General features: G+C 57.4%; 15 protein-coding genes. 6 read left to right on the top strand and 9 right to left on the bottom strand.

All coding sequences use genetic code 11. The features are described from left to right. Positions 1-35 precede the first annotated feature (35 nt). The 9 genes from ABLU95_RS13140 to rpmH all read right to left on the bottom strand — a co-directional run bounded on the left by ABLU95_RS13140 (position 36) and on the right by rpmH (position 7,544). On the bottom strand, positions 36-611 hold the full coding sequence (locus tag ABLU95_RS13140; RefSeq protein WP_192870697.1) for a phosphopantetheinyl transferase: 576 nt from the start codon (positions 609-611) through the stop codon (positions 36-38). Positions 612-921: 310 nt separating this feature from the next. Further along, the gene (gene yidZ, locus ABLU95_RS13135; protein WP_004202291.1) at positions 922-1,881 is read right to left on the bottom strand and encodes an HTH-type transcriptional regulator YidZ; all 960 of its coding nucleotides are present in this window, start codon (positions 1,879-1,881) and stop codon (positions 922-924) included. Further along, on the bottom strand, positions 1,850-3,034 hold the full coding sequence (locus tag ABLU95_RS13130) for an MFS transporter (protein ID WP_044525103.1): 1,185 nt from the start codon (positions 3,032-3,034) through the stop codon (positions 1,850-1,852). Before ABLU95_RS13130 ends, yidZ begins: the two co-directional genes overlap by 32 nt. 99 nt (positions 3,035-3,133) lie before the next feature. Then, on the bottom strand, positions 3,134-3,553 hold the full coding sequence (locus ABLU95_RS13125) for a GNAT family N-acetyltransferase (RefSeq protein WP_086075993.1): 420 nt from the start codon (positions 3,551-3,553) through the stop codon (positions 3,134-3,136). Positions 3,554-3,671: 118 nt separating this feature from the next. Then, the gene (gene mnmE / locus ABLU95_RS13120) at positions 3,672-5,036 is read right to left on the bottom strand and encodes a tRNA uridine-5-carboxymethylaminomethyl(34) synthesis GTPase MnmE (RefSeq protein ID WP_112201145.1); all 1,365 of its coding nucleotides are present in this window, start codon (positions 5,034-5,036) and stop codon (positions 3,672-3,674) included. 122 nt (positions 5,037-5,158) lie between these two features. Continuing rightward, positions 5,159-6,805 carry a membrane protein insertase YidC gene (gene yidC, locus ABLU95_RS13115; protein WP_023291460.1) on the bottom strand — a complete coding sequence of 549 codons (1,647 nt, stop codon included), beginning with the start codon at positions 6,803-6,805 and terminating at the stop codon, positions 5,159-5,161. Between the two features lie 2 nt (positions 6,806-6,807). After that, positions 6,808-7,065: a membrane protein insertion efficiency factor YidD gene (yidD, locus tag ABLU95_RS13110; RefSeq protein ID WP_004151536.1), complete on the bottom strand. Its 258-nt coding sequence runs from the start codon at positions 7,063-7,065 to the stop codon at positions 6,808-6,810. Beyond that, on the bottom strand, positions 7,029-7,388 hold the full coding sequence (gene rnpA, locus ABLU95_RS13105; RefSeq protein ID WP_004151535.1) for a ribonuclease P protein component: 360 nt from the start codon (positions 7,386-7,388) through the stop codon (positions 7,029-7,031). Before rnpA ends, yidD begins: the two co-directional genes overlap by 37 nt. 15 nt (positions 7,389-7,403) lie before the next feature. Continuing rightward, positions 7,404-7,544 (bottom strand): 50S ribosomal protein L34, encoded by a 141-nt coding sequence (gene rpmH, locus ABLU95_RS13100; protein ID WP_000831330.1) that lies wholly within the window; start codon positions 7,542-7,544, stop codon positions 7,404-7,406. Between the two features lie 621 nt (positions 7,545-8,165). On the opposite strand from rpmH, the gene dnaA reads away from it, so the two are divergent. The 6 genes from dnaA (at position 8,166) to ABLU95_RS13070 (ending at position 16,581) form a co-directional block, all read left to right on the top strand. Next, complete coding sequence (gene dnaA / locus ABLU95_RS13095) at positions 8,166-9,569, top strand: chromosomal replication initiator protein DnaA (protein ID WP_086075994.1); 1,404 nt, start codon at positions 8,166-8,168, stop codon at positions 9,567-9,569. Between the two features lie 4 nt (positions 9,570-9,573). After that, positions 9,574-10,674: a DNA polymerase III subunit beta gene (gene dnaN / locus ABLU95_RS13090; protein ID WP_004145090.1), complete on the top strand. Its 1,101-nt coding sequence runs from the start codon at positions 9,574-9,576 to the stop codon at positions 10,672-10,674. A 144-nt stretch (positions 10,675-10,818) separates the two neighbouring features. Then, complete coding sequence (recF, locus tag ABLU95_RS13085) at positions 10,819-11,892, top strand: DNA replication/repair protein RecF (protein WP_023291459.1); 1,074 nt, start codon at positions 10,819-10,821, stop codon at positions 11,890-11,892. Between the two features lie 28 nt (positions 11,893-11,920). Then, complete coding sequence (gyrB, locus tag ABLU95_RS13080) at positions 11,921-14,335, top strand: DNA topoisomerase (ATP-hydrolyzing) subunit B (protein WP_004202281.1); 2,415 nt, start codon at positions 11,921-11,923, stop codon at positions 14,333-14,335. 200 nt (positions 14,336-14,535) lie between these two features. Then, complete coding sequence (yidA, locus tag ABLU95_RS13075) at positions 14,536-15,348, top strand: sugar-phosphatase (RefSeq protein WP_023291455.1); 813 nt, start codon at positions 14,536-14,538, stop codon at positions 15,346-15,348. Positions 15,349-15,498: 150 nt separating this feature from the next. Further along, the gene (locus ABLU95_RS13070; RefSeq protein WP_348879713.1) at positions 15,499-16,581 is read left to right on the top strand and encodes a hypothetical protein; all 1,083 of its coding nucleotides are present in this window, start codon (positions 15,499-15,501) and stop codon (positions 16,579-16,581) included. The last annotated feature ends 17 nt before the right edge of the window (positions 16,582-16,598 follow it).

Here is a 16,598-nt window from a genome sequence, read left to right as displayed (position 1 = left end):
ATTGCTCCTTTGGATCATGATGCCGGCAAGACCGGTCAATTGAGGGATAAGGTTTTTTCCGTGGGCAGACTGGTAAAGCGCATCAGGCGGGCTGAGGGTTCGCGTGCGCGGCGCTGAGCGTCCGCCAGGCTGTGCCAGTCGCCTCCCTTAGCATCATACTCCCAGACCTTCAGCGGGCCGATATTCGGGGTAGCGGCAAGCGACCACACCAGCAGCGATTCGGCGTCACAGACGGCTTCGATCGGCAGGCTGCCGGCGGTACGCAGGCGGCCGGAGCCAGGCAGCAGCTGCAGCTGCGTTGATGTCTCACCGGTCAGCTTCAGCACGCTGCGGCGCAGCGCCACCAGCTGGCTGCGCGCTTCGTCCGGGTCATGCTGAATGTTAATCCACAGATTCTCATTGTTACTGAAATTTTGCCGGTCGGCGTCGTGGCTGCGAACGGCGCGCTGCAGCTCCATGTCGAGGCCGCAATCCCCCTCGGTGGTCAGCGCCACGCCAACGATATTGCCAGTATAAGAGATAGAGAAGCGGGGAAGGTGACGATCGCTAAAAACCGGTCTGCCATTGGCTTCGTTAACGATTTCAGGCAGCTCGCTGATGCCGTAAAGCATAAACAGCAGTTCGGCGAGCAGCGACCGCGAAGCGCGAAAGCGGGCTTGCCGGTATTCAGGGAGCCGACGTGCGGATTGATGACAGGCCGCTGACAAACGTGTCGATAGCGGCTCCCCGGTACTGAGTATCCCTCGTGCAAAATGCGTTGCCATACGTCGCTCCGTGAGTAATGGTCTGAATTAAAACGGCGGGCGCTATTATCGCCTGGTATTAACAGGTTTTAATGCCGAAATCCCCCCTTGAAAAGGGAATTTGTTTGAATTTTACAAATTCTTGCGCAAATAAGGTGCTATGGGCACGAAACAAGGCTTACAGCGTACCGGAATAGAGCGCTTTCAGCGTATCTCTAAGCCAGACAAGCTTCGGGTTGTAGCTGTTGCGTTTATGCCATAGCAAGGTGAAGGGGACGCGAAGCTTTTCCAGATGCTGCGGCTCCAGCGGCAGCGGTCGGGAGACCAGCGGTAGCTGGTGCTGCTGATTATAGTGCTGGCAGTAGCGCGGCGCGGTGGCCAGCATGGTGTGCTGCGGCTGGGCCGCCATAAAGAGGGATTGCTCAAACCCCGGCACGGTCAGCGCCACGTTACGTTTATGCCCCAGCTCCTGCAGCACGTCGTCCAGCGCCCAGGTATCGCGTTGTTCCCAGCAGATGGTGATATGCGGATAGCGTAAGAATGCCGCCAGATCCCACTCCTCCCTGAGTGCCGGATGGTCGGCGCGCAGCCAGACCTGCGGCAGGTCGGTGAACAGCACATCAAAATCGATATACCACGGCAGCAGGCTTAGCAACTCCCGCGACTGCGGATGGCTTTCGCGCCCGCAGAAGCCGATATCCACCTCGCCGCGAATGATGGCGTCCAGGGAGTCGTAGTCCCAGTTGCGCAAACGAATCAATGCCTGCGGATAGCGCTGATAGATGCGCTGGGAGAGGGTGTTAAACAGGATCATCAGCAGCGGCGTTTCCGCCGCCAGCTCGAATTTGAGGCCGCTCGGCATGGTGTGGTGCGGTTTATCGAGGATCTGGTTGCCCATCTGCATCCAGTCCGCCAGATCCTGCTCCATGCTGCTGACCAGCGGCGTGGGCGCCAGGCCCAGCGGCGTTTTGACAAACAGCGGATCGTCAAACCAGGCGCGCAGTTTGGCCAGCGACTTGCTCACCGCCGAGGGCGAAACGTTCATCCGCTTCGCCGTACGGGTAACGCTGAGCTCCTGGGTCAGGAGCTGCAGGCAGAGGAGTAAATTAAGATCGAGACTCGAAAGCGGCTTCTTCATCGTGTTGCGCAACCCGCGGCGGGGTGGCGACCAGTAGCAGAACAAGACTCACTATGCTACAGGCAATGAGTATCCCGATCAGCATATTCATTGCGCTGAGTCCGATGATAGCGGCGAGCCATATCCACAGCGACGAACCGCACACCTGCGCGATGCCGAGGACCGAGCTGGCGACACCGGCGCGCAGCGTGAATGGCCCCAGGGCCTGGCTCATCGCGACGCCGAAGCCGACGGAGAAGCCGGCGCAAATCATGCCCAGCCCGACCAGGGTGACGGCCTGGTGGGTGGCGAGGCTCAGCGCCACGCCAGCCGCCAGGAACAGCAGCTGCGAGGTTATCATCAGGGTGCGCGGTTTAAACAGCGACAGGGCGAACGGCGTCGAGAAGGAGACCGCCATGCTGACCATCGCCATCAGCGCCATCGTCATGGAATAGGTGCCGCGATCGAACCCCATCTCCTCCATCATCAGTACCGGCGAGACGTTCACGTAGGTGAGGATCGCCGTTACGCTGAGGGTGGTGATGAGAATGCGGCTGAGGAAAAAGCGATTCAACAGCGATTCGTCCGCGCCATGCTGCGGCATAGCCGTCTGCGGAGGCGCCGTCGGACGCGTCTCGCGCAGGATAAATACCGCCAGTAAACCCACCGTTACCCCCATGCCGATCATGGTGTAGAACAGACTCTGCCACGGGTATTTCAGCATGATCAGGTGGCCGAGCACCGGCGCCAGAACGGGGATGATGCAGGTAATGCCGTTGAGCAACGACAGCACTTTGGCCCGCCGACGGTCGTCCAGCGTATCGCGCAGAATAGCGAAAGCCACCACGTAGCAGCAGCCGGCGCCAATCCCCTGGATAAAGCGTCCGGTAAGGAAGTGGCTGCTGGTGTGCGCCTGCGCGCAGAGCAGGGAGGCGATAACAAAGATCGCCGCGCCCACAATGGCGACAGGCTTGCGCCCCGAGCGGTCGGCGATACGGCCAGCAAACAGCATCGCGGAGGCCATTCCGGCCAGATAGACCGAGAAGGCGATATGTAATTGCGCCTCGCTGGCTCCCAGATCCTGAGCAATACGCGGCAGGCCGACGAGATACATATCGATGCCGGAGGGATAGAGCAGAACCAGGGCAAAGCTGCAGAGAAGAAAGCGTGTCATGAGATCCTCGCGATGTGAATGGCGTTCAGCATAGTGAGATACGCTCCGCAAGACGAGTTGCCATTTGGACAACGCTATTTTCCTGGCAGGAAACGCGAACTAGTGGCCCCGGCGTCGCCAGACGCGGGCCATCCCTTCGCTTTCCGGCCGAACGCTTTCGAAGCCAAACTTCGCGTACAGCTCCGGAACATCCGCCACCAGCGTAACGTAGGCGCCGTCAAAGGCGTTCGCATCCAGCCAGGCGACCAGCTTCTCCATCACCAGCCGGCCAAGGCCCTTTCCCTGGTGAGCCGGATCGACGGCGACGTCGACAATGTCGAAATTAATCGCGCCGTCGCCGACGATGCGCCCCATGGCGATCGGCGTCTCCTGCCAGAGGATATGTACGCCATAACAGCTTTGCGGCAGCCCGGCTCTGGCGCCTTCTACGGGGCGCGGCGACATGCCCGCTACCACCCGCAGGTGGCAAAACGCTTCGGCGGAGGGCACCTTCTCGATCACGGTATATTCAACGGTCATGCTTTAGTCTCGTGGTTAGGGGGAGATAAAAGTAGAGAACGTTGCGCCGCAAAGGGCAAGAAAAAACCCGCATTAACGCGGCGCTAATGCGGGTGAGTGAACGTTTACGGACTAAACGTTATTTGCCGATACAGAAGCTGGAGAAGATGCGGCCCAGCAGGTCGTCGGAGGTGAACTCCCCGGTGATCTCGCTCAGCGCCTGCTGCGCGAGACGCAGCTCTTCCGCCAGCAGCTCGCCGGCCCAGGCGCCCAGCAGCTGGGCTTTGCCCTGCCGCAGATGGTTCGCCGCCTCTTCCAGCGCCTGCAGATGGCGACGGCGGGCGAGGAAGCCGCCTTCCATATTGGTATCGAAGCCCATGCTCTGCTTGAGGTGATTACGCAGCACCTCGACGCCTTCGCCGGTGCGTGCCGACAGGCGGATCAGTGAGTGGCCATTTACTTCGCTGATACCCAGCGCTTCGCCGGTAACATCGGCTTTATTGCGCACCACGGTAATCGGCAGTTTAGCGGGCAGGCGCTCGATAAAATCTGGCCAGATCTCCGCCGGGTCAACGGCGCTGGTGGTGGTGCCATCGACCATAAAAAGCACCCGGTCAGCCTGCGCAATCTCCTGCCAGGCGCGCTCGATGCCGATACGCTCCACTTCGTCATTGGCGTCGCGCAGGCCCGCGGTATCAATGATATGCAGGGGCATGCCGTCGATATGGATATGCTCGCGCAGCACATCGCGGGTGGTGCCCGCAATGTCGGTGACGATCGCCGCTTCGCGGCCCGCCAGGGCGTTCAGCAGGCTTGATTTACCGGCATTTGGCCGCCCGGCGATCACCACTTTCATCCCTTCGCGCAGCAGACTGCCCTGACGGGCTTCGGCGCGGACGGCGTCGAGGTCGACCATCACCTCGTTCAGCTGGGCTTCAATTTTGCCGTCGGAGAGGAAATCAATTTCTTCATCCGGAAAATCAATCGCCGCTTCCACGTAGATGCGCAGGTGAGTGAGCGCTTCCACAAGGTGGTTCACCCGCGCGGAGAACGCCCCCTGCAGCGAGTTCAGCGCCGAGCGCGCTGCCTGTTCTGAGCTGGCGTCGATAAGATCGGCGATGGCCTCTGCCTGCGCCAGGTCGAGCTTGTCGTTAAGGAACGCGCGCTCGGAGAATTCGCCCGGTCTGGCGATGCGCAGGCCCGGCAGGGTCAGAATACGTTTGAGCAGCAGGTCGAGAATGACCGGGCCGCCGTGGCCCTGCAGCTCAAGCACATCTTCCCCGGTAAAGGAGTTCGGCCCGGGGAACCACAGCGCAATCCCCTGATCCAGCGGCGTACCGTCAACGTCGTTGAACGGCAGGTAGTCGGCATAGCGCGGCTTCGGCAGCTTGCCGAGTACCGCCTGCGCGACGTCGCGCGCTTTGAGGCCGGAGATACGCAGGATGCCCACACCCCCGCGTCCCGGTGGGGTTGCCTGGGCGACGATAGTGTCGTTATGGCTCATGGTGACTCTCTATGTAGATGTAAAAAAGGCGGTCCATTGACCGCCTTCTCTGGCATTAACGTTACCGTAACTACTCTAAATTATCCAAGTCGCAGATGCGTTGGCTTGAAGAATGAAGAGTATCAGGATTTCTTCTTCTCGCGGCTATGCAGGCCACGCTTCTCCAGACCACGGTAAATCAGCTGCTGCTGGATAATGGTCACCAGGTTGCTGACGATGTAGTACACCACCAGGCCAGACGGGAACCACAGGAAGAACACCGTGAAGATGACCGGCATAAAGGTCATGATCTTCTGCTGCATCGGGTCGGTCACGGTGGTCGGCGACATCTTCTGGATGAAGAACATCGTCGCGCCCATGATGATCGGCAGGATGTAGTACGGGTCTTGCGCAGACAGATCGTGGATCCACAGGATAAACGGCGCATGACGCAGTTCTACCGAGGCGCTCAGCATGTAGTACAGCGCAAGGAAGATCGGCATCTGGATAATCAGCGGGAAGCAGCCGCCCAGCGGGTTCACTTTTTCCGCTTTATACAGCGCCATCATCTCCTGGCTTTGACGTTGTTTATCGTCGCCCAGACGCTCGCGCATGGCCTGAATTTTCGGCTGCAGCATACGCATCTTCGCCATGGAGGTGTACTGCGCTTTGGTCAGCGGGTACATGATGCCACGAACGATAAAGGTGATGACGATAATCGAGAAGCCCCAGTTGCCGAGGAAGCCGTGAATGAATTTCAGCAGCTTGAACAGCGGTTGGGAGATGAACCACAGCCAGCCGTAGTCGACGGTCAGATCCAGGTGCGGCGCGACGGCAGCCATTTTGTCCTGAATCGCCGGGCCGACCCACAGCGTGCTCTGCAGTTTGTCGGTTTGACCAGGCTGCACCAGTACCGGCTGAGATTTATAGCCGATAGCGACAATGCCGTTGCCGAGGTTGGCGGTGTAGAAGTTATTCGTCCCGTTATTCTGCGGCACCCACGCGGTGGTGAAGTACTGCTGCAGCATGGCAACCCAACCGTTTTTGGTGCTGACGTTCAGGTTTTCATTGTCCAGGATGGTATCGAATTTGTATTTTTCGTATTTCGAATCCGCGGTGGAGAACGCTGCGCCACGGAAAGTATGCATCGTGGACAGGCCGCCGGTCTGCGTATCGCGACTGGACGGCAGCGCGGCGGTCTGCTTCAGCTGACCGAAGGTCGAGACTTCCAGCGGTTTCTCGCTGGCGTTCTGCACGCTATAACCCACGTTCACCGCATAATCACCGCGTTTCAGGGTGAAGGTCTTGGTGAAGACGTTGCCGGCTTTGTCGGTATAGGTCAGCGGAATAACGATTTCGTTCTGGCCATCAGCCAGTACATACGCATCTTTATCAGCGTTATACAGCGGACGCGGGCCGTTAGCCGGGTTATCCGGGCCGTCACGACCGGTTAAGCCGCTCTGCGCCTGGTAGATAAACTGTGGCGTAGTTTCCAGTAACTGGAACGGTTCAGTCGATTTCAGCGCTTTCGGGTAAGCCGGAAGCAGCGCTTGCTCAACATCACCACCGCGGGTGTTGATGGTCAGATCAAGCACATCAGTTTTAACCGTAATCAGTTTCCCCTGGCCACTGGCCGGTACGCCCTGGTCGGCGGCGCTACCCGCTGCTGTGGTCGTAGTCTGCGTGGTCTGCTGCTGGGGTTGCGGATTTTTGTCCTGCTCCCAGGCTTGCCAGATCATGAAAGACACGAACAACAAAGCGATGATAAGAAGATTGCGTTGCGAATCCATCGTTAGTGTTCTCTGGTATCAAATGGTCCAGGCGGGACGGGATCGTCACCACCAGGGTGTAAAGGGTGGCATTTTAATACGCGTTTCATCGTCAACCAACTGCCTTTTATCACTCCAAACCTGCGTAAGGCCTCAATTCCGTATTGAGAACAGGTTGGGGTGAAACGGCAATGCGGCCCGAGTAGCGGACTAATCAGGCGCTGATAAACTCGAATCAGGCCGATCAGGACCCGCGAGCCAGGCGACAATGGCGGCGCCATAATTTTTCCAACGCTTCCGAGAGAGCACGGTTATCGAGGTCGGCAACCCCTCTTTTCGCCACCACCACGAAATCCATTGGCGGGAGTTCATGTTGACGCAAACGAAAACTTTCACGCGTCAGACGTTTAATCCGATTGCGTTCATGTGCGCGTTTCACGTTTTTCTTGGCGACGGTGAGACCGATGCGGGGATGCCCCAGCGAATTCAGGCGGCCGAGGATGGTGATTTGCGGCGTGCCAGCCCGTTGTGGCTGCTGGAAGACGAAAGTGAAATGACTGGGAGTTAACAAGCGTAACTCCCTGGGAAATGCGAGCTTAACCACGCAGGGTTAGCTTTATTACTTGGAAACGGTCAGACGAGCGCGGCCTTTAGCACGACGACGTGCCAGAACCTGACGACCATTTTTAGTAGCCATACGAGCACGGAAGCCGTGAGAACGGTTGCGCTTCAGTACAGACGGTTGAAAAGTGCGTTTCATGGCGATTTCTACCTAAACTTGAATAAATTCACTGACTTTTGCGTAGACCCGAACGAACTTCGAACGACTTACGCCTCAGCGTGGGTGATTAAAGAGGCCGGATTGTAATAATTGTACACTCCGGAGTCAATTCTCTTTCCTTATTTCTCGCACCTCGTCGCACAAAAAATAAGCTGAGACGCGTGACGAAAACGGGCATTACGCGCCGGGTGGGGGATTATACGGCCTGGCCAGTAAAGCGCAAGGATCCTGAAGGATCTTTGTTAGATCGTTTCCGCCCAAAAGCGGCATAGCTCATTAATTTTTCCAATATGCGGCGGAAATCGTGCTTCACTCCTCCCAGGATCGATTACACTTACCCGGTTTCGATCCTTCCTGTGGATAAATCGGGAAGAATCTGTTGAGAAACACAAGATCTCTTTCTCAGTTTAGGCTATGATCCCCGGTCCCGATCGCGATCCCCGGATCCGCAGCGGGAAATAACCGCAGATAGCGGTTCGCACGTCACCCCTTTTGTGCAGGGGCTTTTCGGCTAATGCAGGGTCTTGTCGACGTGTGCCAACAATCACGATTGTTTCAGTTTTTCTTTGATATCGATTTTATGTTCGAGTGGAGTCCGCCGTGTCACTTTCGCTTTGGCAGCAGTGTCTTGCCCGATTGCAGGATGAGTTACCAGCCACAGAATTCAGCATGTGGATCCGCCCATTGCAGGCGGAACTGAGCGATAACACGCTGGCACTGTATGCGCCAAACCGTTTTGTGCTCGACTGGGTAAGGGACAAATACCTCAATAATATCAATGGACTCCTCAATGATTTTTGCGGTGCGGACGCCCCGCAGCTGCGTTTTGAGGTGGGAGCTAAGCCCGCCAGCTCGCTGCAGAAAGGGGCGGTAAGCCCGGCCGCAACGACTATCCCGGCGGCGCAGGTGCAGACCGCGCGCGTGGCGCCGACGATCGTGCGCCCTGGCTGGGATAATGTCCCGGCGCCGGCGGAGCCGACCTACCGTTCTAACGTTAACGTGAAACACACGTTTGATAACTTCGTCGAAGGTAAATCTAACCAGCTGGCCCGCGCGGCGGCGCGTCAGGTGGCGGATAACCCGGGCGGCGCCTATAACCCCCTGTTCCTCTACGGCGGAACGGGTCTGGGTAAAACCCACCTGCTGCACGCGGTGGGGAACGGTATCGTGGCGCGTAAACCGAACGCCAAAGTGGTCTATATGCACTCGGAGCGTTTCGTTCAGGACATGGTTAAAGCGCTGCAGAACAACGCCATCGAAGAGTTTAAGCGCTACTACCGATCCGTTGACGCCCTGCTGATCGATGACATTCAGTTCTTCGCTAATAAAGAGCGATCCCAGGAAGAGTTTTTCCACACCTTCAATGCCTTGCTGGAAGGTAATCAGCAGATCATTTTGACCTCGGATCGTTATCCCAAAGAGATCAACGGCGTCGAAGATCGTCTGAAATCCCGCTTCGGCTGGGGGCTGACGGTGGCGATCGAGCCGCCGGAGCTGGAAACCCGCGTCGCGATCCTGATGAAAAAAGCCGATGAGAACGACATCCGCCTGCCGGGCGAAGTGGCGTTCTTTATTGCCAAGCGCCTGCGCTCAAACGTGCGTGAACTGGAGGGGGCGCTGAACCGCGTTATCGCCAACGCCAACTTCACCGGCCGGGCGATCACTATCGATTTCGTGCGCGAAGCGCTGCGCGATCTGCTGGCGCTGCAGGAAAAACTGGTCACCATCGACAATATTCAAAAGACGGTGGCGGAGTACTACAAGATTAAGGTAGCGGACCTGCTGTCCAAACGCCGCTCCCGTTCGGTGGCGCGTCCTCGCCAGATGGCGATGGCGCTGGCCAAAGAGCTGACCAACCACAGCCTGCCGGAAATCGGCGATGCGTTTGGCGGCCGCGACCATACCACCGTGCTGCACGCCTGCCGCAAGATTGAGCAGCTGCGTGAAGAAAGCCACGACATTAAAGAAGATTTTTCCAATTTAATCAGAACATTATCCTCGTGACGCTATGAAATTTACCGTAGAACGTGAACATTTATTAAAACCGCTGCAACAGGTGAGCGGTCCGTTAGGTGGTCGTCCGACGCTGCCCATTCTCGGTAACCTGCTGCTTCAGGTCGCGGACGGCGCGCTGTCGCTGACCGGTACCGATCTTGAAATGGAGATGGTGGCGCGCGTGGCGCTGGTTCAGCCGCACGAAGCGGGCGCCACCACCGTTCCGGCGCGTAAATTCTTTGATATCTGCCGCGGCCTGCCGGAAGGCGCGGAGATCGCGGTGCAGCTGGAAGGCGATCGCATGTTGGTGCGTTCCGGCCGCAGCCGCTTCTCGCTGTCGACCCTGCCCGCTGCCGACTTCCCGAATCTTGACGACTGGCAGAGTGAGGTGGAATTTACCCTGCCGCAGGCGACCATGAAGCGTCTGATCGAAGCGACGCAGTTCTCGATGGCGCACCAGGATGTTCGTTACTACTTAAACGGTATGCTGTTCGAAACCGAAGGCAGCGAACTGCGCACCGTCGCTACCGACGGTCACCGTCTGGCGGTCTGTTCGATGCCGCTGGAAGCGTCGCTGCCGAACCATTCGGTGATCGTGCCGCGTAAAGGGGTGATTGAGCTGATGCGGATGCTCGACGGCGGTGATACGCCGCTGCGCGTGCAGATCGGCAGCAATAATATCCGCGCCCATGTCGGCGATTTTATCTTCACTTCGAAGCTGGTTGATGGCCGTTTCCCGGATTATCGCCGCGTATTGCCGAAAAATCCGGATAAACACCTCGAAGCGGGCTGCGATATTCTGAAGCAGGCCTTTGCCCGCGCGGCGATTCTCTCCAATGAGAAATTCCGCGGCGTGCGGCTGTACGTTAGCGAAAATCAGCTGAAAATCACCGCCAATAACCCGGAGCAGGAAGAAGCGGAAGAGATTCTGGACGTGACCTACGCCGGCACGGAGATGGAGATTGGCTTCAACGTTAGCTACGTGCTGGATGTGCTGAACGCGCTGAAGTGCGAGAATGTGCGCATTCTGCTGACGGATTCGGTGTCGAGCGTGCAGATTGAGGATGCGGCTTCACAAAGCGCAGCCTATGTTGTCATGCCTATGCGCTTATAGAAAATATCGGGCTATCTTACTTGCCATTTTCAACCTGGGCTGTGCTCGTCCCTGTCACGTACTTCGTGTACGCTCCAGGGTCTGCGCGCAGTCCGCGTTGAAACTGGCTGCGCCGATTACGCCCTGGCCCGAAGAAACCCAGATATGTCACTGACGCGCTTACTTATCAAAGATTTCCGCAATATTGAACATGCGGATCTCGCTTTATCTCCCGGCTTTAACTTCCTGGTTGGCGCGAACGGCAGCGGCAAAACCAGCGTGCTGGAAGCCATCTACACGCTCGGCCATGGCCGGGCGTTTCGCAGTTTGCAAATTGGCCGGGTGATCCGCCACGAGCAGGAGGCCTTTGTTCTGCATGGCCGTCTGCAGGGCGAAGAGCGGGAAACCGCCATCGGCCTGACCAAAGACAAACAGGGCGACAGCAAGGTGCGTATCGACGGCACCGACGGCCACAAAGTGGCGGAGCTGGCGCACCTGATGCCGATGCAGCTGATTACGCCGGAGGGGTTTACTTTACTCAACGGCGGCCCCAAATACAGAAGAGCATTCCTTGACTGGGGATGCTTTCATAACGAAGCCGGATTCTTCACCGCCTGGAGCAACCTGAAGCGCCTGGTCAAGCAGCGCAACGCCGCGCTGCGTCAGGTCAGCCGTTATGCCCAGCTGCGGCCATGGGATCTGGAATTAATCCCGCTGGCGGAGCAGATCAGCCGCTGGCGTGCCGAATACAGCGCCGCTATCGTCGAAGACATGGCGGATACCTGTCAGCAATTTTTACCGGAATTCTCGCTCTCTTTCTCCTTCCAGCGCGGCTGGGAAAAAGAGACCGACTACGCTGAAGTGCTGGAGCGGAATTTCGAGCGTGACAGAATGTTAACCTATACCGCCCACGGCCCGCATAAAGCGGATTTCCGTATTCGCGCCGACGGGGCGCCGGTGGAAGATACCTTGTCGCGCGGGCAGCTTAAGCTGCTGATGTGCGCCCTGCGTCTGGCGCAGGGCGAGTTCCTCACCCGCGTCAGCGGGCGGCGCTGCCTGTACCTGATAGATGATTTTGCCTCGGAACTCGATGATGCCCGCCGCGGTCTGTTATCCAGTCGCCTGAAAGCGACGCAGTCGCAGGTTTTCGTCAGCGCCATCAGCGCTGAGCACGTTATGGACATGTCGGACAAAAATTCGAAGATGTTCCGCGTGGAAAAAGGTAAAATAACGGATTAACCCAAGATTAAATGAGCGAGAAACGTTGATGTCGAATTCTTATGACTCCTCCAGTATCAAAGTCCTGAAAGGGCTGGATGCGGTGCGTAAGCGCCCGGGTATGTATATCGGCGACACGGATGACGGCACCGGTCTGCACCACATGGTATTCGAGGTTGTGGATAACGCTATCGACGAAGCGCTCGCGGGTTACTGCAAAGATATCGTGGTGACCATCCACAGCGATAACTCCGTCTCCGTCCAGGATGACGGCCGCGGCATCCCGACCGGCATTCACCCGGAAGAGGGCGTCTCCGCAGCGGAAGTTATCATGACCGTCCTGCACGCTGGCGGTAAATTCGATGATAACTCCTATAAAGTCTCCGGCGGTCTGCACGGCGTGGGCGTCTCGGTGGTTAACGCCCTGTCGCAGAAGCTGGAGCTGGTTATCCAGCGCGATAACAAAGTGCACAAGCAGATGTATGAGCACGGTGTGCCGCAGGCGCCGCTGGCCGTAACCGGCGAGACCGACAAAACCGGCACCATGGTGCGTTTCTGGCCGAGCCTGGAAACCTTCACCAACGTCACCGAGTTTGAATACGATATCCTGGCGAAACGCCTGCGCGAACTGTCGTTCCTGAACTCCGGAGTCTCTATCCGCCTGCGCGATAAGCGCGACGGCAAAGAAGATCATTTCCACTACGAAGGCGGCATCAAGGCGTTCGTTGAGTATCTCAACAAGAACAAAACGCCGATCCACCCGAATATCTTCTATTTCTCTACTGAAAAAGACGGTATCGGCGTGGAAGTGGCGCTGCAGTGGAACGACGGCTTCCAGGAAAACATTTACTGCTTTACCAATAACATTCCGCAGCGTGACGGGGGGACTCACCTTGCCGGCTTCCGCGCGGCGATGACCCGTACCCTCAACGCCTACATGGACAAAGAGGGCTACAGCAAAAAAGCGAAAGTCAGCGCCACCGGCGACGACGCCCGTGAAGGCCTGATTGCCGTGGTATCGGTGAAAGTGCCGGATCCGAAGTTCTCCTCGCAGACCAAAGACAAGCTGGTCTCCTCCGAGGTGAAATCGGCGGTTGAGCAGCAGATGAACGAACTGCTGAGCGAATACCTGCTGGAAAATCCGTCCGATGCGAAAATCGTGGTCGGCAAAATTATTGACGCCGCGCGCGCGCGCGAAGCCGCGCGTCGTGCCCGTGAGATGACCCGCCGTAAAGGCGCGCTGGATCTGGCTGGCCTGCCGGGCAAACTGGCGGACTGCCAGGAACGCGACCCGGCGCTCTCCGAACTGTACCTGGTGGAAGGGGACTCCGCGGGCGGCTCTGCGAAGCAGGGGCGTAACCGCAAGAATCAGGCGATCCTGCCGCTGAAGGGCAAAATCCTCAACGTTGAGAAAGCCCGCTTCGACAAGATGCTCTCTTCCCAGGAAGTGGCCACGCTGATCACCGCTCTGGGCTGCGGCATCGGCCGCGATGAGTACAACCCGGACAAACTGCGCTATCACAGCATCATCATCATGACCGATGCGGACGTCGACGGCTCGCACATTCGTACCCTGCTGTTGACCTTCTTCTATCGTCAGATGCCGGAGATCGTCGAGCGCGGCCATGTCTATATTGCTCAGCCGCCGCTGTACAAAGTGAAGAAAGGCAAGCAGGAACAGTATATTAAAGACGACGAAGCGATGGATCAGTATCAGATTGCCATCGCCCTCGACGGCGCCACCCTGCATACCAACGCCAATGCGCCAGCGCTGGCGGGCGAACCGCTGGAAAAACTGGTTGCTGAGTTTAACGCCACCCAGAAAATGATTGGCCGCATGGAGCGCCGCTTCCCGAAAGCGCTGCTGAAAGAGCTTATCTATCAGCCGACCCTGACCGAGGCCGATCTGGCGGACGAACAGAAGGTGACCCGCTGGGTGAACACTCTGGTCTCCGAGCTGAATGAGAAAGAGCAGCACGGCAGCCAGTGGAAATTTGATCTCCATGAGAACAAAGAGCTGCAGCATTTTGAACCGGTTATTCGCGTTCGTACCCACGGCGTGGATACCGACTATCCGCTGGATAATGAGTTCATTATGGGGCCGGAATATCGCCGTATCTGTACCCTGGGCGAGAAACTGCGCGGCCTGATGGAAGAAGATGCTTACATCGAGCGCGGCGAACGCCGTCAGCCGGTAGCCAGCTTTGAGCAGGCTCTGGACTGGCTGGTTAAAGAGTCCCGTCGCGGCCTCTCTATCCAGCGCTATAAAGGTCTGGGCGAGATGAACCCGGATCAGCTGTGGGAAACCACCATGGATCCGGACAGCCGCCGTATGCTGCGCGTGACCGTCAAGGACGCGATTGCCGCCGACCAGCTGTTCACTACCCTGATGGGTGATGCCGTTGAACCGCGTCGCGCGTTTATCGAAGAGAACGCCCTGAAAGCGGCGAATATCGATATCTAAGCCGTGTGTTCCCCCGGCGCGAGTTTGACCGGGGTAACGGAATGTCTGAGCCCGGTCGCATAGCGCGACCGGGCTTTTCTTTGCCAGTAAAAGGGGAATCCTCTGCTGCGGTTCCATCCCCCTTTCTGGCCGACACTTTTACTGTTTTTTGAGCGGAATCGCGTTAGCATGAGGGAAGACTCATCTTACCCGGGGATCCTATGGCTATTAAACTGATTGCAATTGATATGGATGGCACGCTGCTGCTGCCCGATCACACTATCTCTCCCGCCGTTAAAAACGCCATTGCCGCCGCCCGTGAAAAAGGGGTGAACGTGGTGCTGACCACCGGCCGCCCTTACGCGGGTGTCCACAGCTATCTGAAAGAGCTGCATATGGAGCAGCCAGGTGATTACTGCATCACCTACAATGGCGCGCTGGTGCAGAAAGCCGGGGACGGCAGCACTGTCGCACAAACCGCGCTGAGCTATGACGACTATCGCTTCCTCGAACAGCTCTCCCGCGAAGTCGGCTCCCACTTCCACGCGCTCGATCGCAATACGCTGTATACCGCGAATCGCGATATCAGCTACTACACCGTGCATGAATCCTATGTGGCGACCATCCCGCTGGTGTTCTGCGAAGCGGAAAAGATGGACCCTGAGATCCAGCTGCTGAAGGTAATGATGATCGATGAGCCGGCGATCCTCGACAAGGCCATCGCCCGTATCCCGGCGGAAGTGAAAGAAAAGTACACCGTGCTGAAAAGCGCGCCTTACTTTCTCGAAATACTGGATAAACGCGTCAATAAAGGCACCGGCGTGAAGTCGCTGGCCGATGCGCTGGGTATCAAACCGGAAGAGATTATGGCGATAGGCGATCAGGAAAATGATATCGCGATGATTGAATTTGCCGGCGTCGGCGTGGCGATGGATAACGCCATTCCGGCGGTCAAAGAAGCGGCGAACTTCATTACCAAATCGAACCTCGATGATGGCGTCGCCTTCGCTATTGAAAAATACGTTTTAGCGTAAGCTTCCTTCAGGTCCGGCGTTCGTCGGGCCTGTCTTCTCTTTTTTCATGAACAGATGTTAATCCGCATTTAAATCCCTTATTCCGCACAGGGGATTCTATAAGCTACCCGCCCTCTTTTTTTGCAATTCAGAACTAACATCAGATTTTTCATGAATAAACGCCATTATTTGATGTTGGTTACGCTGCCATTCGCCTCTGTTCAGATTTGCGCGGCCGCGGAACCAACGACGCCGCTCGAACCAGCGTATGCCTATCACGGCGCCGAGCCCGCGGATCTGCCGGCGCCAGAAAGTCGCCAGCCTGCGGCGACAGCATCGTCCTCGCTACTCCCTTTGCTAGGCGACGAGGCCAGAAAGCGTGGCTACGTCCTGCCGCTGCCGTTTGGCGTCAGCATTAACTATATGGATATGCGGCAGAATATTAATGTCGACAGCATTAGCTTCACCGGCCTGTCGCTGGACGGCCGCAATATCGATTGCGGTAAGGATCCTGTTTGTAAACGCGCCGTGAAGCACATTTTCGGAAATGGGCCGGTCTCGCTGGACAACGCCTTCCAGATTGGCGTCGGTAATACGCGGGAAAGCAGCAAAACCGAGACGCTCAAGCTGGATGCCTGGCTGCTGCCGTTTATGAATGTTTATGGTCTCGTCGGACACACCGAGGGGCACTCCATTTCGCAGATTGCCGTCGGGCTGAAGGGGCCGAACGGCAAAGTGGTGCCGATGCCGGGGATGCAGGACCTCGACTTTCGCCTCGATTTTAAAGGCACCACCTATGGGATGGGCACCACGCTGGTGGGCGGCATCGGCAACTGGTTTACCGTACTGGACGCTAACTACACCCAGACGCGCTTTGATATCCTCGACGGCAGCATCGATGCGTTTACCTTTTCGCCTCGCGTAGGCTATCGTTTCAATACGCTATCGGTCGATGCGCTACATCTCCCGGCCGGAAAGCTGAATCTATGGGTCGGCAGCATGTATCAGGACGTGCAGCAAGAGTTTAAGGGTAGCCTTAACGATCTCTCGATGCCGTCGCCGATGCTGCAAAACATGGTCAACCTGGCCAACCAGGACAATCATGGCCGCTTTGATGTGAAACAGCATCTGCAGTCGCCGTGGAACGTGCTGGTGGGAGCGCAGTATGAGCTGACGCAGAATTTTAATATCACCACGGAGTTTGGTTTTGCCGAGCGTAACAGCTTCTTTATCTCCGGCGAGTATCGCTTTTGAGCCGACCGCTTAACCCT

Source organism: Klebsiella sp. GG_Kp146, from assembly GCF_040061975.1.
GTDB classification, from domain to species: domain Bacteria; phylum Pseudomonadota; class Gammaproteobacteria; order Enterobacterales; family Enterobacteriaceae; genus Klebsiella; species Klebsiella quasipneumoniae.
This window is presented reverse-complemented; position numbering and strand designations above follow the sequence as displayed.